The following is a 26399-nucleotide window of genomic DNA, read 5'->3' on the forward strand; positions in this document are numbered from 1 at the left end:
CGAAGCACATATTAGACGTAAATTAAAAAGACATGCCCTATAAAAGAGCATGCCTGAGACTATATATTCTACATGTACTTGCCTTAGCGTACTTCTGCACCTGCTGTAGCTAATGCTTTTAACACTTTGTTATGTGCTACTACTACTTCTTCATCTGTTAACGTGCGTTCTGGGTCGAAATAAGTTAATGAGAAGGCAACTGATTTTTTGCCTGCTGCCATTTTCTCACCTTCGTAAACGTCAAACACTTGCACATCTTTTAACAGTTTTGTACCTGCACCTTTAATAATAGATACGATTTCACCAGCTGGCATTGTACGGTCAAGCTCTAATGCAATATCACGTGTCATCGCTGGGAAACGTGGAACAGGTGTGTACACTAATTCTTCTGTTGCGGCACTTAAAATAGCTAGTAAGTTTAGTTCCGCTACATATGTTTCTTTCACACCTGCTTTTTTCTGTTCTGCTGGGTGTAACTGACCGATTAACCCTACCACTTCTCCATCAAGCAGCACATGTGCTGTACGTCCTGGGTGTAAGCCGTCAATAGTCGTCTTTACATAAGAAATACGAGCTGTTAAGCCAAGCTTCGCCACTACGGCTTCAATGATTCCTTTCGCCACAAAGAAATCAACGTTTTTCTTTTCACCTTGCCATGCATTATCTGTCCATTTACCTGTTAAAACAAGTGCTAAATGTTCTTCTTCAAGTGGTAACTCATCCGCTGTTTGCCCAAGGAATACAGAACTGATTTCATATAATGCAACCGAATCAATTTGACGTGCTACATTGTATGCAGCTGCTTCCACTAAGTGCGGGATTAAGCTTTGGCGTAATGTAGAACGCTCTTCTGAAATTGGCATTAATAATTTTGTTGTTTCTTCTGCTTTTAACGCAAATTTTTGTGACGCTTCTGCGGAAGTCAGGGAATATGTCACCGCTTGGTATAAACCAGCACCTTCCATTACACTACGCACAATACGACGTTTTGCTTGGTATGCCGTTAAACCACCTACCACATCGGATGCTGGTAACGTGATTGGGATTTCATCGTACCCATACATGCGTGCGATTTCTTCTACGATATCTTCTTCAATTTTAATATCTCCGCGACGTGTTGGTACGTCAATAATAAGCATGCCATTTGCCGCTTCTACATCGAATTTTAGACGATGTAAAATCGATAGCATATCTTCCAGCGAAATCTTCATCCCAAGACGTGCATTCACGAAGTCAGGTGATACAATAACGCGAGCTGGTGTTTTGTCTAATTCATCTACAAGTACTGTTCCTTCTAACACTTCACCACCTGCAAGTTCTGCAAGTAACTGTGCTGCGCGTTCAGCAGCAGGAAGTACACGGTTTGTGTCTACACCTTTTTCAAAACGAGCAGATGAATCGGAACGTAAACCTAAATCTTTTGATGTACGACGAACAGAAGAACCTGCGAAGTAAGCTGACTCAATGACAACCGTTGTTGTTGCTTCTGATACTTCTGAGTTTGCTCCACCCATTACACCAGCTACCGCAACTGGCTCTTTGCCATTTGTAATGACATAGTTATGTGCTGCTAATGTGCGCTCTTGGTCATCGAGTGTTGTCACTTTTTCGCCTTCTGTTGCATGACGTGTCACGATTTCACCTGTTGCTAGCTTGTCGTAATCGAATGCATGCAGTGGTTGACCATACTCCATTAAAATATAGTTCGTAATGTCTACTACGTTATTGTGTGGACGCACGCCAGATGCCATTAAATAATGCTGTAACCAAAGTGGAGACTCTGCTACTTTTACATTGTTCACTACTTTTGCTGCGTATAAAGGGTTCACTGATGTGTCTTCTACACGTAGTTTTAATTTATCTGTTGCTTTTTCAGTTGATGTTGTGTAGCTAATTTCAGGAAGCTTCACCTCTTGTGAAAGAATGGCTGCTACTTCATACGCCACACCAAGCATTGATAAAGCATCTGAACGGTTTGGTGTTAAACCAAGCTCTAAAACTGTATCGCGAAGCCCTAAAAGTTCTAACGCATCTGAACCTGGTACTGCATCTGCTGGCAAGACATAAATTCCTTCTGCATACGCTTTTGGGACAAGGCGACTTTCAACGCCAAGCTCTTGCAATGAACAAATCATGCCGTTCGATTCTTGACCACGAAGTTTTGCCTTTTTAATTTTGATGCCACCTGGTAAATGAGCACCTGGACGCGCAACAATTACTTTTTGACCTGCATCTACATTTGGTGCGCCACATACGATTTGTTGGTATTCCTCTTCCCCAACATCGACTTGACACACATTTAATTTATCCGCTTCAGGATGCTTTTCTTTTGATACAACATGACCTACTACGACATTTGTCATGCCAGCAGAGCGATCGATGACAGCATCTACCTCAATACCCGAACGCGTAATTTTTTCTGCTAATTCTTGTGGCGCAATACCTGCAATATCTACATATTGTGCTAACCAGTTTAATGATACTAACATAAATAATCCTCCTTACCCTTCACTGCGGTGGAATTGTGATAAGAAGCGTACGTCATTCGTATAGAAGTGACGGATATCATCCACCCCGTATTTTAACATCGCGATACGTTCAGCACCGATACCGAACGCAAAGCCTGATACTTTTTTCGAATCATAGCCAGCCATTTCAAGCACGTTTGGATGAACCATACCCGCACCTAAAATTTCAATCCAGCCTGTTTGCTTACATACGTTACAGCCTGCGCCGCCACACTTATGACAAGATACATCGACTTCCACTGATGGCTCAGTGAACGGGAAGAATGATGGACGTAGGCGAATTTCACGCTCCGCACCGAACATTTTCTTTGCTAGTGCATCAAGTGTTCCTTTTAGATCACTCATGCGAATGTTTTCTCCAATAACAAGCCCTTCGATTTGCATGAATTGATGAGAGTGTGTTGCGTCATCTGTATCACGACGGAATACTTTACCTGGACAAATAACGCGAATTGGCTCCCCCTTTTTCGCTTCCATCGTACGTGCCTGTACTGGTGATGTATGTGTACGTAGTAGAATTTCTTCTGAAATGTAGAATGAATCCTGCATATCACGAGCTGGGTGACCTTTAGGTAAATTCATCGCTTCAAAGTTATAGTAATCTTTTTCTACTTCTGGACCTTCTACGATTTCATAGCCCATTCCAACGAATAAATCTTCAATTTCTTCAATTACACGTGTTAATGGGTGACGATTTCCAGATTTAATCGTAGCACCTGGTAATGTGACATCGATTGATTCTTTTTCTAATTGTTCCTGAATCGCTGCTTCTTCTAAGTTCGTTACCTTTTCAGATAGCACTTGTGTTAAATTTTCACGAACTGTATTCACAAGTGCCCCCATTTTCGGACGCTCTTCTGCAGATAATTTCCCCATCCCTTTTAGTAGGTCTGTGATTGGTCCTTTTTTCCCTAAATACGCAACACGAACATCATTTAATTCTTTTACATTCGATGATGCTTCAATTTTTGCAAGAGCTTCTTGCTCAAGCTGTTTTAATTGTTGTTCCATGTATAAAAACCTCCTTGTAGTTTGTTTCATTTTGGTGGTGTTATTTGATCAGCCAAATGCGCACTTATGGCAAAACAAAAAATCCCCGCCCCTAAAAAGGGACGAGGAATCAGTCGCGGTACCACCCTAGTTATTGCATTAAAAGCAATCACTCAATTCAAATAACGGCTTGTCACCGGCACAGCTTTTCTGCTGTACTGCTCGCGAGGTGAACTTCATCGTGTCATCATGCTGGTAGCTTCCAGTCTATGGCTACCATTCCCTATTCCATGTGTTTCACAACTACTCTTCTCGGTCGTTGCATTTCCATTTATACGTATACAATAGTACAAGATTATGCAAGTTACTTCAAGTTATTTCACAAAAGCGTACAATAAAATACCCGTTGCCACAGCGACATTCAGTGATTCTGCTCCACCTAAAATCGGGATAATAACATTTCGATCTGTTTTCGCCAGTAATTGAGGGCTAATGCCACTCCCCTCATTCCCGACAATTAACGCAAAGCTATTTGTTACTTCAATATCACGGTAGGAAATCGATTCTTCTAAAGACGTGCCGAATACGTTCACACCATCATCTTGTAGTCGGTCCACCCATTCATCTAAATCCCCGCGTACAACAGGAATATGGAAGTGCGAACCTTGTGCTGAACGCATTACTTTCGGATTGTATGCATCCGCACAGCCCTTCCCTAAAATGACCGCATCAATTCCAGCGGCATCCGCAGTACGAATCATTGTCCCGATATTTCCTGGATCTTGCACTGCATCAACAAGTAGTACTTTACGCCAAGCCGCCATTTCGATTTCACTTGGTTCTTTTACTTTACAATGCGCAAATACACCTTGTGATTTTTCCGTTTCCGCAATTTCTTTTGCAACAACTTCATTCACGTGCACGATTTGTACATCATCAATTGCCCAAAGTAATGGTAAATCTACCCCATCTCGCACAATCAGCTGCATAATTTGTTCTTTATTTTTCAATGCTTCCTCTACTAAATGGAAGCCTTCAATGAGAAATTCCCCTGATTTTTCACGTTCCTTACGCAATGTAACAAGCTTTTTCCAGTGCTTCACAAGTGCATTTTGCGTCGATTCAATTCGTTTCATCGTATCCGTCCTTTAATCTAGTTTCAACCACGCATTATAACATAAAAAGCAGAAATTCCCTACCATAAGAGCACTAACTATTTCCCATCCAGTTTTGTCCACGTATATTTTATTTTTTCTTTGAAATACTAACAAGGAGAAAGGAGTGTTAATATGAGTTTTCAAATTCGAGAAGCCATCACAACCAATGTGACAGGAGATTCATCTGCCGTGTTTAGTGAAACGATTAATGATGCAATTGCCCGTGGGGAAGAGCACTTACTACCTGGGTTAGGTGTATTTTTAGAAGCTTGGTGGAAAGATGCATCTGAAAACGAACGAAATGCTTTCACATCCAAACTCGAAAAGCATTTCGTCTCGTAAAACTATAACTTCGATAACACGCGAGCACATGTAGCAATATCATTTATCGTTGTCTGTGCACCAAATGAAATACGGAAAAATTGGCGCGCTTCTTGGTATGATTTGCCTATTGCTAAAATGGCTTTCGTTCCAGAGGCGCTATTTATATCACAAGCACTGCCTGTTGAAATGTATATATGTTGTTCATTCAATTTCAACATGACGAACTGCCCTTCTACCCCTTTCATACAAATACCACAAATATTCGGTAATTGTTGTGTCCAAATTCCTTCTATCACTTGAAACCTTTCATGATGTAATGATTTTAAAAGCTTTTCTCGAAGTTGCCATTGATACTGTAAATCATATTGATAATCTTCTATAGCAACTGCCATTGCGACAATACTCGGTGTATCGAGTGTTCCGCCCCGAAGACCACGCTCATGTGTTACCCCTGGAAAAACAGGTACTACTCGCACAAAAGGGTTTACATAAATAGCGCCACATCCTTTAGGTCCCCCAATTTTATGTGCTGAAATCGTGATCGCATCTACTTCCTTCGCAAAGCTAGCTACATCTAACTTACAAAATGACTGTACACAATCAACGTGATACGAAATGCCAAACGATTTTGCGAGTTTAGCAATCTTTTCTACAGGTTGAATTGTACCAATCTCCGAATTAACATGTTGAATAGAAATAAGTGTTGTATCGGGACGAATAGCCGCTTCAAGGAATGCCAAATCTACTACACCATTTTCAGTAAACGGTATTCGTGTAATTTCAAACCCCTCACGTTCCAATGTGTTCATCGCTGCATGAACAGATGTATGCTCAGCCATTGATGTAATAATATGACGTCCCCGCTTTTCCGAACGAGCAAGTGATAAAATCGCTAAAATATTCCCTTCTGTACCACTTCCTGTGAAAACAATCCCATCAGAATGGACGCCTAATTTTTGCGCAATGACCTTTCTCGCCCATGCTACCGCGCTTGTTGCTTGTCCACCTGCATCGTGTAAACTAGATGGATTTCCGTACATATTACTAGCCACTTCACTATAGGCAACAGTGGCTCGTTTATTCATGGGTGAAGATGCTGCATAATCCAAATATGTCATAGGTTTCCCCTCACTTTAATCATAATAATAAATACTTGTTTATTTCATTATTCTATGTAAAGATATGTGTCAAGACAACTGTAAAGAAGGTATGAATATGAATATTCAAACGGACATCATTATACTTGGTGGTGGCATTGCAGCATTACAGGCCGCTCGCAAACTAAGCACTCGTTTTGAAGTCCATATTATTACGAAATCAGATATAACAATGAGTAGTTCATATAAAGCACAAGGTGGCATTGCAGCAGCCGTTGCTGACCATGATAGCACGATGCTACATGTGCAAGACACGCTTGTAGCTGGCGAATTTCATCACCATGAAGACAATGTGAAAGTGCTTGTTGAACAAGGAGCCACAGTTGTTAAAACACTTCTGCAAAGTGAATTTCCTGCTGACCGTACGTCAGATGGCAACATTTCACTCGGCCTTGAAGGTGCACATAGTAGATTTCGTATTATTCATGCTGGCGGTGATGCTACTGGAAAAAATATGATATACTACTATTTAAATAGTTTACCTAAAAAAATACATTTGCACACTCATGAATTCGCCTATGAACTCATTTTAAATAGCGCACAGGAATGCTGCGGTGTCCGTGTGAAAACAGCCCGGGGTGAAAAAACATATTTCGCCTCTTATATTATTTTGGCAACAGGAGGCGCTGGTGCACTATACGAGTGTACATCCAATTGTGCTAATAGCTACGGTGACGGCATCGCATTAGCCTATTTAGCTGGCGCAGCTGTCACAGACATGGAATTTGTACAGTTCCATCCGAGTTTACTTTATGTAAACGGTGCACGGGGTCTCGTATCAGAAGCCGTCAGAGGAGCTGGTGGTCGATTTGTAGACGAGCATGGACAGGCCATTATGGACGGGAAACATCCACTTGGTGATTTAGCGCCTCGTCATGTGACAGCATACGAAATGTACAAGATGCGTGCTCAAGAAAAGCCCGTCTATATTGACATCACAAACATTGAGCACTTTGAACAAAAGTTCCCTACAATTACAAAGCTTTGTCATGATAATGGCGTCAATTTAGCACACGGAAAAATCCCGATTGCTCCAGGTAGTCACTTTTTAATGGGCGGCGTGATTGCCAATACAGTTGGTGAAACAACCATTCCGCGCTTACTTGCAGTTGGTGAAGTAGCTTGTACAGGGGTCCATGGTGCAAACCGACTTGCAAGCAACTCCTTACTAGAAGGAATGGCCTTCGGAGAATTAATGGCAGAAAACCTATTAAAATATGGCACGGCACAGTCTAACTTTGTGCTAGGACAACCCCAGCCAAAAGATTCTCTTCCCTCACTTATGAGAAAAGAAGATTTACAGCGGGAGATGCTTGCTAATGCAGGGATTGTCCGTTCACAAAAAGGGCTAGAAACATTACTAGCGAAACTGCCAGCCCTGCACGTACAACCTAATGTAACGAATAAGCCACGTGAAGAAATAGAATTACTCTTTATGCATATAACAGCAGCCTTGATTACAAACGCAGCCTTAACTCGAACGGAATCAAGAGGTGCACATATTCGCGTGGAAATGGAACGTAAAGATCAACGCTGGGAAAAACAGTGGATTGTTTTCCAGCAAGGAACAATGAATGTGAGGAATCGTTTATATGAACACAATCAAGCTAAAACATATGCTCCAGCAATTTTTTAATGAAGATATCGGAGACGGTGACTTATCCAGTGAAACTATTTTCACCCCTTCCGAGCAAGGTTCATTTACCTTTTACGCAAAACAATCAGGAATTTTTTGCGGCAAACAAGTGATTAAAATAGGGTTTCCATTACTAGATAATAGCTTACAAGTTCACGTATTCAAAGAAGACGGGGAATGGATTGAAGAAGGAGAACAAATTGCTGTTATTGAAGGTTCACTCCGTAGCTTGCTGACAGGTGAACGTGTCATCTTAAATTTAATTCAACGTATGAGTGGCATTGCCACACAGGCATATGAGGCAGTCCAACTAACGAAAGACACAAATGCACATGTCTGTGATACACGTAAAACAATTCCAGGTCTTCGCATGTTAGATAAATATGCTGTGCGGGCAGGCGGTGCCTTTAATCACCGTAGCGGGCTGTATGATGCCATCATGTTAAAGGATAATCATATTGCATTTGCTGGTAGCATTACACAAGCGGTTGCATCTGCACGCTCAAAAATCGGGCATACCGTAAAAATTGAAGTCGAAATCGAAACAAAAGAACAATTAATCGAAGCAGTAAATGCCGGTGCGGACATTATTATGTTCGACAATCGTACACCCGAGGAAATTTGCGAATGGTTAACACTTGTCCCGGCTCATATCGCAACAGAAGCTTCAGGGGGAATTACACTTGAAAACCTACGTAGCTACGCCGAATCTGGCATTCAATGGATTTCACTCGGTGCATTAACTCATTCTGTCCAAGCATTTGACATCAGTGCATTAGTTAAACCGAAAGGAGTGGTAACAAATGGTACTCACTAAATTTATGGATCACTCGATGCTCCCAGAAAAATACAAATCAATGAACCATGAAGAAATGGAAGCACGCATTCGGGAAATTAAGCAGAAGCTGGGAGACGAATTATTCATTCCAGGACATCACTATCAACGTGATGAGGTAATTCAATTCGCCGATACAACAGGTGACTCTCTACAATTAGCACAAGTTGCGGCAGCGAATAAAAAAGCAAAGCATATCGTCTTCTGTGGTGTACACTTTATGGCAGAAACAGCGGATATGTTAACAGATGAACACCAGGTTGTCTATTTGCCAGATATGCGAGCAGGTTGTTCGATGGCCGATATGGCGAACATTTATCAAACAGAAGAAGCTTGGGTGGAACTACAAAAACTATTTGGCGATACAATGATCCCGTTAACATATGTTAATTCAACAGCAGCGATCAAAGCTTTTACAGGGCGTAATGGTGGCGCTTGCGTAACAAGCTCCAACGCAAAATCAATGGTGAAATGGGCATTTACACAAAAGCAACGGCTATTGTTCTTACCTGACCAACATTTAGGTCGCAATACAGCCTTCGATTTAGGGGTACCGCTCGAACAGATGGCTGTTTGGGATCCGATTAAAGGACAGCTTGAATATGACGGGAATTTAGAGGATATAAAGGTTATTTTATGGAAAGGTCATTGCTCAGTACATGAAGGCTTTACCATCTACAATATCCGTGAAGTACGAAAAAAATATCCGGATATGAAAATCATCGTGCATCCAGAATGCTCACGTGAAGTCGTGGCTCTATCAGATGATAATGGCTCTACAAAATATATTTGTGATGTAATCGACAATGCACCTGCTCATTCAAGCTGGGCAATTGGCACAGAAATGAACTTAGTAAAACGTCTCATCGCAAAATATCCAGACAAACATATTATTTCACTCAATGAAAATATGTGTCCATGTTTGACGATGAACCGTATCGATTTACCACACCTTTTATGGGCGCTTGAAATGATCGAAAATGGTGAGCAAGGGAACATCATTCAAGTCGATTCCGAAACAACAAAAGAAGCACTCCTATCGCTAGAACGCATGCTAGCACGTGCATAAAACCTTACTAACATTAGTAGGGGGCTGTCACTTTTAGGACAGCCCCTACTATTTTTTATACTTGCTTATTTCTAGTAAATAGCATATCTTCATATAAAGTTCACATTTCCTTCTAGTATTTTTATCAAGCTATGTTATATTATAGGGGAATAAGCTAAAATAGTCCTTTGAGACTATAACAGGAGGATGCATATGGGTATAATTAGGCATGATTTAGGTAATTATGAGTATTTTTCAAAAACTTCCACATCAGACATCGTGACAAATGAGCGGTTCAAAGAAAAACTTGATTTTTTATCGCTTTCTAAAATTCGTCGTGAGTCTGTAAGTAGCCTCTTAGATATTTATCAACAAAATCGCGATTACATATTAAATAATTTTTACGACCGGTTATTACTGATTGAAACATTTAAAGAAATTATCGAAAAACACTCAGCAGTAGAGCGTCTAAAAAAAACATTTGACCGCCATTTTATTAGCTTATTTACAGATGAACTTGACCTTAATTATGTATTTAAACGTCGAAAAATTGCCTATACACACGCACAAATTGGCGTTTTACCGAACTGGATGATTTCAGCCTATACGTTAATTAACCAATTGATTATCCCACTGATTGTAAAGAAGTATAGTCGTAAACCGCAACAATTACTCGATTTGCTACTAGCATACGATAGTCTCGTAACAATTGACCAACAAATTATTGTTGAAACATATATCGAAATTCAAGCAGGCTCGATTGTCAATGGTCTTGGTGAAATTATTAAATACAACGCCGAGCTTGATCAACTTAAAGGATTAATTGACTTCCAGAATATACAGCAACAAGATATTATTACAACAAATGATGCAATGCACAATTTAGAAGCAAGCATCGAAGAAGTGGCTTCATCCGTTAAATCCATTTCTAATAATACGCAAGCTTCTTTAAAAGATTTAAACGAAGATTTAAATGTATTGCAACAAGTAACGGGTATATTAGAGTCCATCGATTTTAGTCAATCTTCTGTAGAAGAAGATGTATTACAATTAGTAGAACGTGTAAATAGTGTAGCAAATGTTATGACACTCATTAAAGGAATTGCAGATCAAACGAATTTACTTGCCCTCAATGCATCCATCGAAGCAGCACGTGCTGGTGAAGCAGGAAAAGGCTTTTCAGTCGTAGCAGAAGAAGTCCGTAAGCTGGCAGACAGCACAAAAGAATCGGTTCAAAACGTTCACGAAGATGTGAAAGAACTACTCACGATTACGAAGCGCATCCATTCGCGCACAGCCGAAACAACACAGCAATTACATGATGGTGTGCATAGTGCCCAACAAATTAACAGTTCACTAAAAGAGTTAAATCAACAGCTCCAAATGCAAGGCAATCAATTTAACGATATTGCGGATACAACAATTTCTCAGGCAGAAGTTGCTTCAGAGGTTGCCCGTTTAAATACAGCGCTCGCTGAAAGCACGAAATTCAGTAAAGACATTACATTCAATACGGGGGCTGCGATTTACGAATTAAGTAATCGAATCGACCAATACCGCGTAAATACCATCTCCAAAAACTTTATTATCGCACAAGAAGACATTATTGAATTAACGATTACCGATCATCTATTATGGCGTTGGAAAATCTACAATATGCTACTTGGCTTTGAGCAAATGACAGAGCAAGATATCGGTTCACCGAAAGATTCTCGTCTTAGTGAGTGGTACAATGGAATGGGACGAGAATTACTTGGAGACAAACAAGCATTTATTGAAATCGAACCATTACAAAATCAAATTTATACACTAGCAAAAGAAGCGGTTCGAGCGTTTAATGCAGGGAATAAAAAGCATGCAGAACTCCTTTTAGAAGATATTACACATACTTCACAACAAGTGATTCAACGACTACAGCAGTTAAAACAAGAATTCATTGCTAAAAAATCTAAATATGTAAAAGCATAAATAAACAGCGATTTCGTTCACTTCTATATGACGGAATCGCTGCTTTATTTTCCTAACAAAAAAACAACCTAGCGTCTCCCAAGTTGTTTTATGTAGTGATGCGGCCTTCCTTCTAGAAAACGAGCATCACATCGAATGTAGCGTATTAAACGGGTAGCAGCGTCCCCCGCTAATCCATTTAATGTACTACCCTTTTACGCAGCCCTTCCTGCTTTGTAAAAGGTTTCGATTGTATTCAATTTATAGACTTAAGCCTGTTACCCACAAGCATTAAATCTTCATTCACTCAATTAAGCCATTAACGATACTAATACTGCTTTTTGTGCGTGTAATCGGTTTTCAGCTTGCTCGTAAATATACGAGTTTGGTCCGTCGATAACAGAAGAAGTTACTTCTTCTTCACGGTGAGCTGGTAAACAGTGTAGGAACATATAATCCGGTTTAGCATGTGCTACTAGCTCATCATTTATTTGATAACCTTTAAAATCGATTAAACGTTGTTGCGTTTCTTCTTCTTGCCCCATGGATGTCCACACATCTGCATAGACAGCATCTGCATTTTTTACTGCGGCAACAGGATCAGTAGTCACAAATACTTCACTGCCATTTACTAAAGCAATTTCACGTGCCTTAGCAATGATATCTAAATCACATTCGTAACCAACAGGCGTTGCAACCGCTACATCCATTCCTACGTGTGCACAAGCAATCACTAATGAATGTGCTACATTGTTGCCATCACCAACATATGCAACTTTTAAGCCTTTTAATTCGCCTTTGTTCTCAGCGATTGTTTCTACGTCGGCTAACGCTTGGCATGGGTGGAAAATATCCGTTAACCCATTGATCACCGGAATGGATGCATACTCTGCCAGCTCTTTCACCATCTCATGTGAGTTCGCACGAATCATAATGCCATCTAAATAACCAGATAATACTTTCCCTGTATCTGAAATCGGCTCACCACGACCAATTTGCATATCGCGTGCATTCATATACATGCCGTAACCACCTAGTTGCTGCATGCCTACCTCAAACGATACACGTGTACGCGTTGAGCTTTTTTCAAAAATCATCCCTAACGTTTTGCCTTCTAGCAACTTTGGACATTTGCCTTCTTTTGTTACTTTTTTGAGCTGTGTAGCAAGTGTAATTAAATCTTGCACTTCTTGTGATGTATAGTCAAGCAGTGTCAGTAGGTCCTTCCCCTGAAGGCTTGCTACTGGTTTTAACTGCACCTCTTCTAACAATTTCATCTTAAACGCCCCTCGCATACCTTTATGTTACTTTCATTATACATTTGCATAAATATAAAATCAAGTGAATTATTATAATTTTTCATTCTTTTTTAATTATTCAACAAATAATGGTGCAAGCCCCTTAAAATTTATACCAATTAGAAAAATATGTACACGAGATGATTTATAAACTTCCATTAGTTTTTATTTTTTTAGATTTTTATCTATAATTTAAGTAATGACCGTAATACCATTCTAGAACTTGTTCCTCTAAATATCAGTCTGACTACAGTAAAAGCCTCCTAACATTTTTGTTAGAAGGCCCATCTATAGATATTTTTATTTAGTTTTTTCCACGATATTAATCAAAAATGATTTTATTTACCGTTTTTTGATCTAATTTTTTAATAATTTCTACAAGCAATTTCACCGTGTTTTCGTAGTCATCTCGGTGAAGGATTCCCGCATGTGAGTGAATATAGCGAGTTGCTACACCAATCGCCAGTGAAGGGACACCGTTTGCTGTTAGGTGAATGGAGCCGGCATCTGTCCCACCGCCTGAAAGCGATTCAAATTGATACGGAATGTTATTTTCCTCTGCAATGTCTACAACGAAATCACGTAACCCTTTATGTGATACCATTGACGCATCATAAATCACGATTTGTGGACCCGCACCTATTTTAGACGTAGACTCTTTCGGTGTAACACCTGGTGTATCGCCTGCCACACCTACATCTACTGCAAAACCGATATCTGGTCGGATTTTAAATGTTGTTGTTTTCGCACCGCGCAAGCCGACTTCTTCTTGTACATTGCCTACACCATAAACGATGTTTGGATGATTTTCGTCTTTTAATGCACGCATAACATCAATCGCAATGGCACAGCCGATACGATTATCCCAAGCTTTAGCAAGTAAGTGCTTTTCGTTTTTCATGACGTTAAATTCAAAGTACGGCGTCACCATATCGCCTGGTGCAACACCCCATTTAACAGCTTCTTCTTTTGATACTGCACCAATATCAATAAACATCTCTTTTACATCTACTGGCTTTTTACGTGCTTCTGGCGAAAGAATATGGGGCGGCTTTGAACCGATTACACCGATGATTTCTTCCCCTTTACGCGTTGTAATAGTAACGCGCTGAGCGAGCATTACTTGGCCCCACCAGCCACCAACCGTTTGGAATTTCAAGAAGCCTTTCTCATCAATTTGAGTCACCATAAAACCAATTTCATCTAAATGCCCGGCAATCATAATTTTAGGACCCTTTTCGTCCCCTACTTTTTTTGCAATTAAGCTACCTAAGTTATCTGTTTCGATTTCATCTGCAAATGGTGCGATATACCTTTTCATCACTTCACGTGGTGCTCGTTCGTTACCTGGAATCCCATTTGCATCGGTTAACTCTTTTAACATTTGTAATGTTGGATCTAATTGCGCCATTCTTTCGCCCTCCTAAATATATGTCATTCCCATTATACCGAGAATATTTCGGATTTCAAAATAATTAATAGCCAGAACGTTGGCGCTCATAGTTTTTCTCATTTTTCGCAACATATGCATCTAAAATATCAGTCACTGTAAACCCTAAATTATATGCCAGCTTCCCGTATTTCTTCCATACATCATCATATGTTTCCTTCGTTGGCGAGCTAATAAATACTGTCACCGCTACAGTTGCCTCAATAAATAATGGTGTTAAATCGGCTTGTTCCTGTACTTCCGGCCATGTATCCAATGCAAAACCGCGCATATTCCCTAATGAAAGCATAAAGTGAATGGAGTCCACAAATTCCTCTAAAATCACTTCGCGTTCAGACGGACCTTTTGTACTCCAAAATTTAAAGCATCGCGTTTCATTCGCAAGTTCTGCTAATTCCACTAAAAGGGCAAGTCCTTTTTCTTCAAATACATCATGCGTAACATGTTGTGTTTCTTCAATAAATGTATCAAGTGCTTTTTGCATCTCGTATAGTTGTTTAAAATCCATTTTTTCTCCTCTTTTTCTAAAAAAATTGAAACCTTTTCCCTATATAATCGTATAGAAGGAAAACGTATGTGGCAAGGGGGAATTTTTTATGGCTTTACTTCTTCGAATTATAATTATCGCGCTTATTATATACATATTATACAAAGGCGTTCGCTATTTAACAGATCCAAAGCGGAAACTAGATGAGGCTTACGAAAAAGGGGATTATTATTTTTATGATGATGTGAAAAATGTACGCAAAAACTTTTTTATTTCTTATAAAGGCGCACTTTTTGAAGGTGAAAAGTATTTAGGTACAACAGAAAATGCATTTGAAGTTGTCTCCATTTTTGTATTTGTTCATGACCCGATGAAATTACAAGGCTTCACAAAAGAAGATTTCTTATTTTTAGAGAAGGAAATTTTAATGAACTATCCTAACGCTAAAATCAACTGGAAAAATCCAATTGAGCAGCTGATGAAAGAATAAAAAAGCGGCTTTTTTATAAAAGGCCGCCCCTTATTGAATGAATGTTAATACTGGGTATACATATGGTTCTGCTGGTTCATCTATCACTTGCCAATTGGTTGCTTGGATGACAGGTAAATTGTATCCTTTGTAATTGGTTACATCTAGCACACCCTCTATTTCAAGCCAAGTATCTTCTTCGTAAAGGATAGCTTCTTCAGATTCGATTAAAAACCCAAGTATACTTGCATCCGCAATGCAATGTACAATCATAAATCGAGATAAAACAAACTGATTTGTATGAAATCCTTCCTCTTTATAAACAAATCCTGTGACTTTTATTTTTCTCCCTATATATTTTTGAGGGTTGTCATTTAATTCTTCATTGTACGGACCATACATACTATCAGTTACTTCAATAATATCAGCACCTTGTAATAATTGTAGTTGCTTTCCATATTCATCTTCCGTTAAATAATTATTGTTTGGTAATGCAATATCCTCTGCTGTATAAATATCAATGTCCTCTTTTTCCGTTAAGGAGTCCGCATGTTCAAACAAAGAGAACTCTTCACTATACTGTTGTGGTAAAAAAGAGCCTTTATTTGCGGCAATAGTCGAGTTTAATGTCGCTGGGTTTAGCGTAAATCCTGTAATAATCGGAAAAATGATAATGCTATAGCCAATCACCCTTTTCAAAGTGAATTGATTATTGCCATGGTCATGATTACAGTTGGAGGAACAAACATGATGCCGCTGCCTTATCCGAAACAGTTGAATCAAAAACAACATAATGAAAATGCACGCTGTGATTTTGCTCATCACATCATATTTCGGGTTAATATACTTCGTAATTTCCCCTGTATAATGTAACTTCATAAAAAACAAAGCAAAAAAACCGAGTAATATTGCTTTAATAACATGTTGTAAATGAAATGACACGACTCTCGCCCTCTCCTAAATAAAACTTGTAAGGCTGACAAAGAGAAAAACAATGAAAGTAATAAGAAGAAATAAAATGAAGACAAATCTTGTTTTAAATACACTTAATAACATAATCGTGTTTTTTAAATCGATCATCGGGCCATATACTAAAAATGCTAAAATAGATGTGGTAGGGAATATATTTTTAAACGAAGCACCTATAAAAGAATCTGCCTCTGAACATAAAGATAAGAAGTACGCTAAAGCCATCATAACAATCGTCGAATGATAAATACTATCCCCAAAAAACAAAAGAGACTGGGCAGATACATATGTTTGTAAAGTAGCTGCCGCAAACGCACCTATAATTAAATATTTACTCATATCGAAAAATTCATCGATTGAGTGCTTTAACATACTGTTCATGCTAACTCGTAATGGCTGTCGTTTTTCTTTTGACGTAGGCAGATGCGTTTCTGATTTTAGCTGATTGGATATAAATAAATAGCTAATAATAAGGGCAATAACCAAGGCTGCTATAAAACCGACACCCATTCGTAATAGAGCCATTTTCAAATCGTTCCCAAATGCCATATAGGTAGATACAATCACAATAGGGTTAATAAGCGGTCCTGTTAATAAAAAACCAACCGCTGCATATAGAGGGACACCCTTCTCAATTAATCTCCGTACAATCGGTACAATACCACATTCACAGGCTGGAAATAATGCCCCTACTACACAACTCATAAAAACGGCAAATAGTTTATTTTTCGGAATCCAAGCGCGAATCTGATCTTCTGTAATAAAGATTTGAATAAATCCAGCTATCAGTACACCAATTAGTACAAACGGAATCGCTTCGATTAATATGCTAAGAAAAATAGTATTCAACTGCTGAAAAGAATCGGGAATAGAAATGAATTCCTTTGTTGATAAAATGGGGAGTATAAATGCGACACCAATAAACAAACCTATTATCGTAATCGTTGACATATGACTAGATTTAGCTTGCTGTCTATACTGCATTCAAACTCCTCTCTTTCGTATCATATCTAAAACAATACGGATTTAGTAATTTTCATTGGAAACTCAATTGTGCTAGGCGAGCTAGATATCATGCTTCTAATAAGGTAAATAAATTATCACGTGTGTTGATTTCCGCTACGGCTGACTCGCTTTCCGCAGGCACGGCTTCAACTAATTTCTTTCGGCGAGTGCCGAAAGAAATGGATTTTCAACTCGGGGCAACAGGATGTTGCTCACAAAGGCGTTGCCACAGGACGTGGCGACTTTAGCCTTTAATCTTTCTCCTGCAGGAGTCGAGTCACCTCCGCTTCAATCAACGAGCAAGTCCCTTTTATGAACCATTCCACTAAAATATCACGCTTTCATCTCCTAGTATTTGTATAATCAACACCTTTGATAAATTATTTCATAATATACTATTATAAGATACTAGTATTTATTCTAACGTTTATATAAGTTAAATTTATTATTTATAGAAGGAACTATCGTATTATTTGCTTTCAACGATAAAACAAACATACTATATTTATCTATTTGTTTCTCTATACTACATTCACAATAATAAAAATATGAATCGCCGCGAGTAAAGGAAATCCAAATGCAAAATTGTTATGTTTCGTTTTATGCCGGAATAAGTACATGCCGAGCACGCCTCCTATTGCGCCGCCAAAAATAGCAATGGTAAATAAGGTCTTCTCTGCAATGCGCCATTCATTTTTAATCGCTTTTTGTTTGTCGTTATACATTAAAACTAATAAGATGAGTGATAAAACACCAACATATGCATAGACTGCTAATTCCATAAGACATCACCTTTCGTGTATATCTACTAAAAAAGACTGATAGGAGATCCTATCAGTCTTTACTTATTAAAATTATTTAGCTTGTGCAGTTTTTGTACCTGTCGCTTCGCTTTCGGTACAGAAAGTGCAAAGCCTCATATTAAAACTTTTAAGTACTAGAAAAAGAATCTAATGCTTATTTAGCTTGTGCAGTTTTTGCAGCTTCTGCTAATTGTGCGAATGCTGCAGCATCAGTTACAGCTAAGTCAGCTAACATTTTACGGTTAACTTCGATACCAGCTAATTTTAAACCGTGCATTAAACGGCTGTAAGAAAGACCGTTCATGCGAGCAGCTGCATTGATACGAGTGATCCATAATTTACGGAAATCACGTTTCTTTTGACGACGGTCACGGTATGCATATACACCTGACTTCATTACTGCTTGGTTAGCTACTTTGTATAACGTGTGTTTTGAACCAAAGTAACCTTTAGCTAATTTTAATACTTTTTTGCGACGAGCGCGTGTTACTGTTCCGCCTTTTACGCGTGGCATAGTAATTACCTCCTGCTAATTCTCTCGAATGTGTATTTTATATGTTGAACCTGAATGTTCAATTAGATTACTTCATGTAAGTTAATAATGTACGAATGCGTTTGAAATCGCCAGAAGTAGCGATTTTTGCTTTACGCAATTGACGCTTTTGCTTTGTTGATTTGTTAGCAAATAAGTGGCTACCATAAGCACGGTCAAATTTTAATTTACCAGTACCTGTTTTTTTGAAACGCTTAGCAGCGCCACGGTGAGTTTTCATTTTTGGCATGTCGATTTCCTCCTAAACTGATCAATTCATTATTACTTCTCGTTCTTAGGGTTAAGAACTAAGAACATGCTTCGGCCATCCATCTTCGGCTTTTGTTCAACCGTTGATACTTCAGCGCAAGCTTCAGCAAAGCGATCTAACACACGTTGACCAATTTCTTTGTGTGTGATTGCACGACCTTTAAAACGAATAGATGCTTTCACTTTGTCTCCCTTTTCAAGGAACTTCTGTGCAGCACGTAATTTCGTTTGGAAATCATGTTCATCAATTGTTGGGCTCAGACGAACCTCTTTCATATTGATGATCTTTTGATTTTTACGAACTTCACGGTCTTTCTTTTGCTGTTCAAACTTAAATTTACCATAGTCCATGATACGTGCGACCGGGGGCTTGGCTTGAGGGGCCACAAGGACAAGATCCAAGTTAACACGAGCGGCAATTTCAAGCGCTTCGTTTCGTGATTTAACACCTAGTTGTTCACCGTTATGGTCAATTAGACGAAGTTCACGTGCGCGGATGCCTTCGTTTACATACATGTCTTTGCTAATAGTAATCCACCTCCATAATGTGCGCGAATACATGATTTGGGCTTGAGAATGACCCGAGTTGAACGGTACACTTTCGATATGTCCATAAAAAAAGAGCGGACTTTTAGAAAGGGTCCGCCCACTGTATGTGCATACGTACTAATAACGTAAAACAATTCAACGTATTCAACCTGTAAACAGCTAGATGCGTTCAGTCAGGTGAGAAGCGGGCAGCCTCTTCTTCAAACTTGTATTCATAACCTAAATAATCATAACATGGACATAATAAGGTGTCAATAATTTATTTCCAAAAAGATATATTATTGATAATCAGCGCGTGAGCTAGTAGAACTGGCTCATATCTAATGACACGAATATGTAAGAAACGGCTGCCAAAAAGGGAATTATTCCTTTTGACAGCCCGCTCTATTTATTATTTTGTTACTTCTGCTTTAATGTTGCTTAGGAACTCGTCAAAGCTGATTGTCTCAGAATCTTTTGAGCCGTAACGACGAACGTTTACGCCACCCGCTTCTACTTCTTTGTCCCCGATAACAAGCATGTACGGGATTTTCTTAATTTGTGATTCACGGATTTTGTAACCAAGTTTCTCTTCACGGTCATCCATCTCAACACGAATACCTGCTGCTTGTAATTTCTCTTGAATTTCACGCGCATAATCATAGTGCACTGCGTTTGAAACTGGGATAATTGTAGTTTGAACTGGTGCTAACCAAGTTGGGAATGCGCCTTTATATTCTTCGATCAAGAAGGCAACGAAACGCTCCATTGTTGATACAACACCACGGTGAATAACAACTGGACGTTGTGGCTGACCATCTTCACCGATGTAAGAAAGGTCAAAACGTTGTGGTAATAAGAAATCAAGCTGCGCTGTTGATAATGTTTCTTCCTTACCAATCGCTGTTTTTACTTGCACATCAAGCTTTGGACCGTAGAATGCCGCTTCGTCTTCTGCTTCGAAATATTCTAAACCAAGTTCGTCCATCGCTTCTTTTAACATTGCTTGCGCTGTTTCCCACATTTCATCATCGTCGTAATATTTCTCCTTATTGTTTGGATCACGATAAGATAAACGGAATGAATAATCTGTTAAATCAAAGTCTTTGTATACCGCTAGGATTAGCTCTACTACTTTTTTGAATTCTGCTTTAATTTGGTCTGGACGAACGAAAATGTGGGCGTCATTTAACGTCATCCCACGTACACGTTGTAAACCTGACACAGCACCACTCATTTCATAACGGTGCATTGTACCAAGCTCTGCGATACGAATTGGTAAATGACGGTATGAGTGTAAACCATTTTTAAATACCATCATATGGTGTGGACAGTTCATCGGACGCAATACTAATGTTTCGTTGTCCATTTCCATTGGTGGGAACATGCCGTCTTGGTAGTGATCCCAGTGACCTGAAGTTTCGTATAATTTTTTCGAACCAAGTACTGGTGTGTAAACATGTTTATAACCAAGCGCTAACTCTTTATCCACAATATAACGCTCAATTGTACGGCGGATTGTCGCACCATTTGGTAACCAAAGTGGTAAACCTTGCCCTACTGTTTGAGACGTCATGAATAAATCAAGCTCTTTACCAATTTTACGGTGGTCACGTTCTTTTGCTTCTTCAAGCATTTGTAAGTGATGCTTTAACTCCTCTTTTGTGAAGAAAGCCGTACCGTAAATACGTTGTAACATTTTGTTGTCTGAGTTACCACGCCAGTAAGCGCCTGCTAAAGATAATAGTTTGAACTCTTTTAATTTCCCAGTTGATGGTACGTGTACCCCACGGCAAAGGTCGAAGAAATCCCCTTGGTAGTAAATCGATACTTGTTCACCTGCTGGAATAGCATCAAGTAATTCTAATTTATACTCATCGCCGACTTCTTCATAAATTTTTTGCGCCTCGTCACGCGATACATTTTTACGCTCAATTTCAATATTTTCAGCAATGATTTTTTTCATTTCTTTTTCGATTGCTGGCAAGTCTTCCATTGTAATTGGTGTTGGCGAATCGATATCATAGTAGAAACCAGATTCAATTACTGGACCAATCCCTAATTTTGCATCTGGGAATACGCGCTTTACTGCTTGCGCTGTTAAGTGAGCAGTTGAGTGGCGCAGGATTTCTAACGCTTCTGGTGATTTATTTGTAATGATTTCGATTGCTGCATCTGCTTGGATTGGTGTTTTTGCGTCTACTAATGCACCGTTCACTTTACCAGCAAGGGCCGATTTTTTTAGACCTGGGCTAATAGAGCCAGCAATGTCTAACGTAGAAATACCTTTTTCAAATTCTTTTACGTTTCCGTCTGGAAAAGTAATTTTAATCATTTCTGACATATAGATGTCCTCCTTTAATTATTGTTTGTGTCATCCATGCGAGATTTATCGGCGAGTTCAGATGAAATATCGGTGATTTTTAAATTTTATCAGCGAGTCTGAACAATATATCAGCGGATTTCAATCTGCCCAAATAAAAAAGCGCCATCCCAAAAAGGGACGACGCGTATGCTCGTGGTTCCACCCTTCTTCCTTCCGAGAAAAACTCTCGAACGAAGCTCTAGGTCAGTTAACGTACTGAGTAACGCCAGCGAATTGTCCTCGCCGAAGCTCCAAGGTAGTAAAATTTGCGTCGTACTAGGAAGCTCCCAGCCAAGGCTCCCCTCTCTACAAGTCGGTGCACAAATTTCGTGTCCTTTTCAAAGCATTTTGAGTTGTTTAATTACTAGGACAGTATACGCCTCGTTGTCAAAAAAATCAACTGCTAAAATGTTACGAATTTCGACGATTAATGCCTTCCATACAAATCGGTATCGTAATCGCCTTAATGCGCTCCATAATACGGGCAGCCTTTACAACCTCGATGTCTCCGCGCTGCGATTGCGCTAAATGGTGTTCGAGTCCTGCATAATCAAAATTCGATGTAATAAACGTCGGTAATTGTTCACTCATACGGTAATGCATAATTGTCCCTAAAATTTCATCACGTGTCCATGCCGACATCGTCTCTGCCCCAATATCATCTAGCATTAATACAGGTGCTTTTTTTACATAATCAATCTTTTCATTTAACGTCTGGTCTTGGATGGAATTTTTCATTTCACGTAAAAACTCCGGTACAAATACGACGACAGATTTCACTTTTAATGCAGCTAGCTCGTTCGCAATGGCTCCTAAAACAAATGATTTGCCAACACCAAATTTACCGTATAAATAAAAGCCCTTTGATGGTAATTCACCCATTGTTTTATACTGTGCAATAAAGTCTGCGGCTTTATGTGCAATCTCTAAGCGCGATTGATCATCAATCATTAAATCTTTTAATGTAGCTTTTAAAACATCTTTTGGCATATGCATACTCGAAATCATCGTCGCTGTTTCTCGATGCTCATCTTCACGCATTTTTTGCTCACAACGTACATACTTAATTTCAATATTTCCACGTAGCATATAAAGTTCAGGTACAAAGCCTGCTAACATATTGCTACAACAAGCGGTCGATTGTGCACCACAACATGTAGAAGTTTGAGAAATAAATTCATCTAATTTTGATAAGCTTCTGTCGATGACACTTGATGTGATCTCATTTTCCATCACAAACTTTTGCACTTGTTTATTGTTTAAAATTTCTTTTCGCATCGCTTCATACCGCTCTTGAAAGGATGGGATTTTTATACTTTTTAACGCTCGATTAATCGGTTCGATATTAGTTCACCTGCCCATCTTGTCCTAGCTTTTGGAGTATTTTTTGTCGTTCCGCTTCAAAATCTACAGCCGTAGCTGTCGTTGGTGCTTGAGACGGCCCTTCATCACGCTTATAAAACCAATCTGGTACTTTTTCTTCACGTCCGCTTGCCTTTTTATAAACCTGCTTTTGTGGCGTATTTGCTTTCGATTCATTTTCCGCCTTCCATTTCGCATATTTATCGCGTTCCTGACGCGCCAAATCCATTGCTTCCTTAGCCGTCTTTAAATTTTTTCGAATCCAGTGGTCAGCAATTTTTTCAACATATTTTGTTGGTAAACGCATGTCTGTAGTTAGCATAACGTATTCAAGTAATACATTCACTACACCAATTGGTATATTATGCTTCATCACTAAGTCTTCCGCTAACTGTACAGAAGCTGGAATTGGCTCTTTCCCATTATTAATATCGCGTAACACTTGAATCGGCGGTGTATTTTCTAAATAATGCAATAGTTCCTGTTCTTTCGAGCGCTTCACTTCAGTAGATGCTTTTGATTGCTGCTCAAATGTTTTAGCTAATTTTGGTGCATCTTTTGAAACCGTAATTTTATAATAATCTGCTGCTGCCTTTTTCAAACGTTCTACCGGCAGTCTCATTGTATCATCCAACGCTAATACGACGACCTTTTGCATTTCAAGTGGCGATAGTTTATATAAAAAAGCGAGCTTCGCAATGAGCAGACGCGCTTCAGCCGTCAGCGCACTTGAAGGAACGAGTTGCTCCGACAGTCCCGCACATAACAACTCAAAATCAAATTGCTCATAATAAAACGGATAACCTTGCTCGATATCACGTTCGTCCAGAATATCTTGTGGCACATTCGTATGCACAGGTTTATATACATCTGTAAAGGTACGTGTCACTTCGCTATATCCTCGTTTATCAACTTGCTTACAAAAACGGTTTCGTAGCTTGCGATAAGCCTGCTCACCAATTTTACTAAATAAAAACATGGAGAGTAATGGATCCGCAAAGAAATCACGTGCTTCTAATGGCCGCACTAATTCGTAAATAAATGTACGACTATCCTGCTCATCCTTTCTCCATGTACGTAGTAAACCGATTGCTTCGAGTGCAATACGTGCCTCAAAAATGGTACGAACAGGCATACCAAGCACATTCATTAAATAATAATGCGTCATCGTACCTGTTGCATCATCTTCTCCTTCAGCCCAAAGCGTTAAATATAAACTAATGGGATCTGGTCCTGTTAACGGTTGATAAAATAACGTTAGTAACTGTCGTTCATTTGTTGATAAAGCTTGAGGGAGCGTAATTTCAAAATGATCCGTCGCGAGCAATTCCTTATACATATGAACCACTTGCTTCACTCCTCACTTCATTATTTTTCATTCGTTTGTTTGTTTAATATATCTTTTAGTTCATCGATAAAAACATTAATGTCCTTAAATTGGCGATAGACGGAAGCGAAGCGAACATAGGCTACCTCATCGATTTTGGATAGGCGGTCCATGACCATTTCACCAACGTCTTCTGAACGCACTTCTGGATTGCCGATACGACGCAAATCCTTTTCAATGGATAAAACTAAGTCCTCCAACACTTCAAGTGCAACTGGTCGCTTTTCACATGCACGAATTAGCCCACGCAACACTTTTTCACGACTAAATTCCTCGCGTGACCCTTCCTTTTTTACAACTATTAATGGTGTCTCTTCAAGTTTTTCAAACGTCGTAAAACGAAAGCTACACGACTCGCATTCACGTCGACGTCGAATCTCCTTATTATCATCTACCGGTCTCGAATCAACAACGCGCGTACCATTGTATTGACAAGATGGACATCTCATATAAACATTTCTCCTGATTCATTTCGATTTAGTACAACTATTATAACAAATATTCTCGGATGAAAAACAGCCATCCATTTTGTTATTTCAAAAGCTTTTCTCTCAACGAAAGCTTATACTTCCCTACGAAAAAGAGGCTATCCGCTTTATGCGGTAGCCTCTATTGTAGCCGATGAAAAAGTAACAATTCAATATAAGTATCTGAAAAAAACATCAGCTCGACCAATTTTTTAGTCGAGCTGTACCTTTTTCTAAACCAATTATGCTTTTACTTTTGCTAATTCGTTTACTACTTTTTTCGCTAAGTCCACTACGCGAGCTGAATAACCCCACTCGTTGTCGTACCAAGCTAATACTTTTACTTTACGATTGCCCATCACCATTGTTGTTAAGCCATCAATTGTTGATGAGTAAGTTGTTGTATTGTAGTCAGATGATACTAACGGCTCCATTGAGAAGTTTAAAATCCCTTTCATTGGACCTTCAGCAGCCGCCACGAATGCAGCATTTACTTCTTCTACTGTTACATCTTTCTGTAAGTCTACTACTAAGTCAACTAAAGAAACGTTTGGTGTTGGTACACGAAGTGCCATACCGTGTAATTTTCCTTTTAACTCAGGTAATACTAAAGCTAACGCTTTTGCAGCACCTGTTGAAGTTGGGATGATAGAAGAAGCACAGTTACGTGCACGACGTAAGTCTTTGTGCGGATTGTCAATATTGTTTTGGTCGTTTGTATAAGCATGAACAGTTGTCATTAAACCGTTTTCAATACCAAATGTATCATTTAATACCTTTGCTACAGGAGCTAAACAGTTTGTTGTACAAGATGCATTTGAAATCACATCATGCTTTGTAATGTCTAGTAAATTGTCATTTACGCCAAGTACAACTGTAATGTCTTCATTTTTACCTGGAGCAGTTAAAATAACTTTTTTCGCACCAGCTTCTAAGTGCATTGCCGCCTTTTCACGGTCATTGAATTTACCAGTTGCCTCAATTACTAACTCTACGCCCATTTCTTTCCATGGTAATAATTTAGGATCACGTTCAGAAACAATTACTACACGTTTACCATTCACGATTAACGCATTCTCTTCTGTTTCCACAGTACCATTAAATGAACCATGGTTTGTGTCATACTTAATTAAGTGTGCTAATGTTTCAGCTGGGTAGCTAGCATTGATTGCCACTACATTTAAATCATCTTGAACAATAGCTTGGCGGAATACCATACGACCAATTCGGCCAAATCCATTAATTGCAATAGAAACTGTCATATTATAAAAAGCCTCCTGTAAATTAGGTTATCATTTTATTTATTATATACGGTGATTAGTATAACACATTCTTCAAAAAGATGAACATTATTCGTTAAATATTTTAAAGTTCTTATTTTCTGA

Annotated in this window: 24 protein-coding genes and 1 other annotated feature; of the genes, 6 read left to right on the forward strand and 18 right to left on the reverse strand. The window is 39.1% G+C overall.

Annotated elements, in window-relative coordinates:
* Positions 1-83: 83 nt before the first annotated feature.
* The 3 genes from pheT to ACQQ2I_RS14315 form a co-directional block, all read right to left on the reverse strand.
* Entirely contained in the window at positions 84-2489 is a 2406-nt protein-coding gene (pheT, locus tag ACQQ2I_RS14305; protein WP_431027468.1) for a phenylalanine--tRNA ligase subunit beta, read from the reverse strand.
* Between the two features lie 12 nt (positions 2490-2501).
* Complete coding sequence (gene pheS / locus ACQQ2I_RS14310; RefSeq protein ID WP_431027469.1) at positions 2502-3539, reverse strand: phenylalanine--tRNA ligase subunit alpha; 1038 nt, start codon at positions 3537-3539, stop codon at positions 2502-2504.
* A gap of 94 nt (positions 3540-3633) precedes the next feature.
* Positions 3634-3847: a binding site (T-box leader), on the reverse strand.
* 45 nt (positions 3848-3892) lie between these two features.
* Entirely contained in the window at positions 3893-4654 is a 762-nt protein-coding gene (locus ACQQ2I_RS14315) for a TrmH family RNA methyltransferase (protein ID WP_431027470.1), read from the reverse strand.
* A 153-nt stretch (positions 4655-4807) separates the two neighbouring features.
* On the opposite strand from ACQQ2I_RS14315, the gene sspI reads away from it, so the two are divergent.
* Positions 4808-5017, forward strand: a complete 210-nt coding sequence (gene sspI / locus ACQQ2I_RS14320; RefSeq protein WP_431027471.1) for a small acid-soluble spore protein SspI — start codon at positions 4808-4810, stop codon at positions 5015-5017.
* A gap of 2 nt (positions 5018-5019) precedes the next feature.
* Here sspI and ACQQ2I_RS14325 read toward each other — a convergent pair whose 3' ends face one another.
* On the reverse strand, positions 5020-6117 hold the full coding sequence (locus ACQQ2I_RS14325; RefSeq protein ID WP_431027472.1) for a cysteine desulfurase family protein: 1098 nt from the start codon (positions 6115-6117) through the stop codon (positions 5020-5022).
* Between the two features lie 97 nt (positions 6118-6214).
* Between ACQQ2I_RS14325 and nadB the strand changes: the two genes are divergently transcribed.
* The 4 genes from nadB (at position 6215) to ACQQ2I_RS14345 (ending at position 11643) form a co-directional block, all read left to right on the forward strand.
* Positions 6215-7792: an L-aspartate oxidase gene (nadB, locus tag ACQQ2I_RS14330; RefSeq protein ID WP_431027473.1), complete on the forward strand. Its 1578-nt coding sequence runs from the start codon at positions 6215-6217 to the stop codon at positions 7790-7792.
* On the forward strand, positions 7749-8609 hold the full coding sequence (nadC, locus tag ACQQ2I_RS14335) for a carboxylating nicotinate-nucleotide diphosphorylase (protein ID WP_431027475.1): 861 nt from the start codon (positions 7749-7751) through the stop codon (positions 8607-8609). The genes nadB and nadC overlap by 44 nt, the downstream gene beginning before the upstream one ends.
* Positions 8596-9696 (forward strand): quinolinate synthase NadA, encoded by a 1101-nt coding sequence (gene nadA / locus ACQQ2I_RS14340; RefSeq protein ID WP_431027476.1) that lies wholly within the window; start codon positions 8596-8598, stop codon positions 9694-9696. Before nadC ends, nadA begins: the two co-directional genes overlap by 14 nt.
* 192 nt (positions 9697-9888) lie before the next feature.
* Entirely contained in the window at positions 9889-11643 is a 1755-nt protein-coding gene (locus ACQQ2I_RS14345; RefSeq protein ID WP_431027477.1) for a methyl-accepting chemotaxis protein, read from the forward strand.
* A 290-nt stretch (positions 11644-11933) separates the two neighbouring features.
* Here the strand turns inward: ACQQ2I_RS14345 and argF are convergent, their stop codons facing one another.
* The 3 genes from argF to ACQQ2I_RS14360 all read right to left on the reverse strand — a co-directional run bounded on the left by argF (position 11934) and on the right by ACQQ2I_RS14360 (position 14878).
* Positions 11934-12899: an ornithine carbamoyltransferase gene (gene argF / locus ACQQ2I_RS14350; RefSeq protein WP_431027478.1), complete on the reverse strand. Its 966-nt coding sequence runs from the start codon at positions 12897-12899 to the stop codon at positions 11934-11936.
* Between the two features lie 343 nt (positions 12900-13242).
* A complete protein-coding gene (locus ACQQ2I_RS14355) occupies positions 13243-14331 on the reverse strand; it encodes a M42 family metallopeptidase (RefSeq protein WP_431027479.1) in 1089 nt (362 codons plus the stop codon).
* A gap of 64 nt (positions 14332-14395) precedes the next feature.
* The gene (locus ACQQ2I_RS14360) at positions 14396-14878 is read right to left on the reverse strand and encodes a dUTP diphosphatase (protein WP_431027480.1); all 483 of its coding nucleotides are present in this window, start codon (positions 14876-14878) and stop codon (positions 14396-14398) included.
* Positions 14879-14966: 88 nt separating this feature from the next.
* On the opposite strand from ACQQ2I_RS14360, the gene ACQQ2I_RS14365 reads away from it, so the two are divergent.
* Entirely contained in the window at positions 14967-15347 is a 381-nt protein-coding gene (locus ACQQ2I_RS14365; RefSeq protein WP_431027481.1) for a sigma-w pathway protein ysdB, read from the forward strand.
* Between the two features lie 30 nt (positions 15348-15377).
* Here ACQQ2I_RS14365 and ACQQ2I_RS14370 read toward each other — a convergent pair whose 3' ends face one another.
* The 11 genes from ACQQ2I_RS14370 to ACQQ2I_RS14420 form a co-directional block, all read right to left on the reverse strand.
* On the reverse strand, positions 15378-16268 hold the full coding sequence (locus tag ACQQ2I_RS14370; RefSeq protein ID WP_431027482.1) for a TIGR03943 family putative permease subunit: 891 nt from the start codon (positions 16266-16268) through the stop codon (positions 15378-15380).
* Positions 16269-16283: 15 nt separating this feature from the next.
* Positions 16284-17279: a permease gene (locus tag ACQQ2I_RS14375; RefSeq protein WP_431027483.1), complete on the reverse strand. Its 996-nt coding sequence runs from the start codon at positions 17277-17279 to the stop codon at positions 16284-16286.
* Positions 17280-17821: 542 nt separating this feature from the next.
* Positions 17822-18082 carry a DUF1294 domain-containing protein gene (locus ACQQ2I_RS14380; protein WP_431027484.1) on the reverse strand — a complete coding sequence of 87 codons (261 nt, stop codon included), beginning with the start codon at positions 18080-18082 and terminating at the stop codon, positions 17822-17824.
* Between the two features lie 175 nt (positions 18083-18257).
* Positions 18258-18617, reverse strand: a complete 360-nt coding sequence (gene rplT / locus ACQQ2I_RS14385) for a 50S ribosomal protein L20 (RefSeq protein ID WP_431027485.1) — start codon at positions 18615-18617, stop codon at positions 18258-18260.
* Positions 18618-18684: 67 nt separating this feature from the next.
* Entirely contained in the window at positions 18685-18885 is a 201-nt protein-coding gene (rpmI, locus tag ACQQ2I_RS14390; protein ID WP_332649953.1) for a 50S ribosomal protein L35, read from the reverse strand.
* Positions 18886-18917: 32 nt separating this feature from the next.
* On the reverse strand, positions 18918-19421 hold the full coding sequence (infC, locus tag ACQQ2I_RS14395; RefSeq protein ID WP_431027486.1) for a translation initiation factor IF-3: 504 nt from the start codon (positions 19419-19421) through the stop codon (positions 18918-18920).
* A 424-nt stretch (positions 19422-19845) separates the two neighbouring features.
* On the reverse strand, positions 19846-21777 hold the full coding sequence (gene thrS / locus ACQQ2I_RS14400; protein ID WP_431027487.1) for a threonine--tRNA ligase: 1932 nt from the start codon (positions 21775-21777) through the stop codon (positions 19846-19848).
* 432 nt (positions 21778-22209) lie between these two features.
* Positions 22210-23142: a primosomal protein DnaI gene (gene dnaI, locus ACQQ2I_RS14405; RefSeq protein ID WP_431030523.1), complete on the reverse strand. Its 933-nt coding sequence runs from the start codon at positions 23140-23142 to the stop codon at positions 22210-22212.
* Between the two features lies 1 nt (position 23143).
* Positions 23144-24499, reverse strand: coding sequence for a replication initiation and membrane attachment family protein (locus ACQQ2I_RS14410; protein WP_431030524.1), 1356 nt, complete (start codon positions 24497-24499; stop codon positions 23144-23146).
* 29 nt (positions 24500-24528) lie between these two features.
* Positions 24529-24996 carry a transcriptional regulator NrdR gene (nrdR, locus tag ACQQ2I_RS14415; RefSeq protein WP_431027488.1) on the reverse strand — a complete coding sequence of 156 codons (468 nt, stop codon included), beginning with the start codon at positions 24994-24996 and terminating at the stop codon, positions 24529-24531.
* Positions 24997-25256: 260 nt separating this feature from the next.
* Positions 25257-26276: a glyceraldehyde-3-phosphate dehydrogenase gene (locus ACQQ2I_RS14420; protein ID WP_431027489.1), complete on the reverse strand. Its 1020-nt coding sequence runs from the start codon at positions 26274-26276 to the stop codon at positions 25257-25259.
* Positions 26277-26399 lie beyond the last annotated feature (123 nt).

This window comes from Lysinibacillus sp. LZ02 (assembly GCF_050613145.1).
Taxonomy (GTDB): Bacteria; Bacillota; Bacilli; order Bacillales_A; family Planococcaceae; genus Lysinibacillus_B.

Bases quoted from the DNA above. Each gene is read 5' to 3' on its own strand.
- ACQQ2I_RS14345 (WP_431027477.1), top strand. From the start codon at position 9,889: ATGGGTATAATTAGGCATGATTTAGGTAATTATGAGTATTTTTCAAAA.
- nadA (WP_431027476.1), top strand. From the start codon at position 8,596: ATGGTACTCACTAAATTTATGGATCACTCGATGCTCCCAGAAAAATAC.
- nrdR (WP_431027488.1), bottom strand. From the start codon at position 24,996: ATGAGATGTCCATCTTGTCAATACAATGGTACGCGCGTTGTTGATTCG.
- ACQQ2I_RS14315 (WP_431027470.1), bottom strand. From the start codon at position 4,654: ATGAAACGAATTGAATCGACGCAAAATGCACTTGTGAAGCACTGGAAA.
- nadB (WP_431027473.1), top strand. From the start codon at position 6,215: ATGAATATTCAAACGGACATCATTATACTTGGTGGTGGCATTGCAGCA.
- ACQQ2I_RS14420 (WP_431027489.1), bottom strand. From the start codon at position 26,276: ATGACAGTTTCTATTGCAATTAATGGATTTGGCCGAATTGGTCGTATG.
- ACQQ2I_RS14365 (WP_431027481.1), top strand. From the start codon at position 14,967: ATGGCTTTACTTCTTCGAATTATAATTATCGCGCTTATTATATACATA.
- ACQQ2I_RS14355 (WP_431027479.1), bottom strand. From the start codon at position 14,331: ATGGCGCAATTAGATCCAACATTACAAATGTTAAAAGAGTTAACCGAT.
- rplT (WP_431027485.1), bottom strand. From the start codon at position 18,617: ATGCCACGCGTAAAAGGCGGAACAGTAACACGCGCTCGTCGCAAAAAA.
- argF (WP_431027478.1), bottom strand. From the start codon at position 12,899: ATGAAATTGTTAGAAGAGGTGCAGTTAAAACCAGTAGCAAGCCTTCAG.
- infC (WP_431027486.1), bottom strand. From the start codon at position 19,421: ATGTATGTAAACGAAGGCATCCGCGCACGTGAACTTCGTCTAATTGAC.
- thrS (WP_431027487.1), bottom strand. From the start codon at position 21,777: ATGTCAGAAATGATTAAAATTACTTTTCCAGACGGAAACGTAAAAGAA.
- rpmI (WP_332649953.1), bottom strand. From the start codon at position 18,885: ATGCCAAAAATGAAAACTCACCGTGGCGCTGCTAAGCGTTTCAAAAAA.
- ACQQ2I_RS14375 (WP_431027483.1), bottom strand. From the start codon at position 17,279: ATGCAGTATAGACAGCAAGCTAAATCTAGTCATATGTCAACGATTACG.
- pheT (WP_431027468.1), bottom strand. From the start codon at position 2,489: ATGTTAGTATCATTAAACTGGTTAGCACAATATGTAGATATTGCAGGT.
- ACQQ2I_RS14360 (WP_431027480.1), bottom strand. From the start codon at position 14,878: ATGGATTTTAAACAACTATACGAGATGCAAAAAGCACTTGATACATTT.
- ACQQ2I_RS14325 (WP_431027472.1), bottom strand. From the start codon at position 6,117: ATGACATATTTGGATTATGCAGCATCTTCACCCATGAATAAACGAGCC.
- pheS (WP_431027469.1), bottom strand. From the start codon at position 3,539: ATGGAACAACAATTAAAACAGCTTGAGCAAGAAGCTCTTGCAAAAATT.
- ACQQ2I_RS14380 (WP_431027484.1), bottom strand. From the start codon at position 18,082: ATGGAATTAGCAGTCTATGCATATGTTGGTGTTTTATCACTCATCTTA.
- ACQQ2I_RS14410 (WP_431030524.1), bottom strand. From the start codon at position 24,499: ATGTATAAGGAATTGCTCGCGACGGATCATTTTGAAATTACGCTCCCT.
- sspI (WP_431027471.1), top strand. From the start codon at position 4,808: ATGAGTTTTCAAATTCGAGAAGCCATCACAACCAATGTGACAGGAGAT.
- nadC (WP_431027475.1), top strand. From the start codon at position 7,749: ATGAACACAATCAAGCTAAAACATATGCTCCAGCAATTTTTTAATGAA.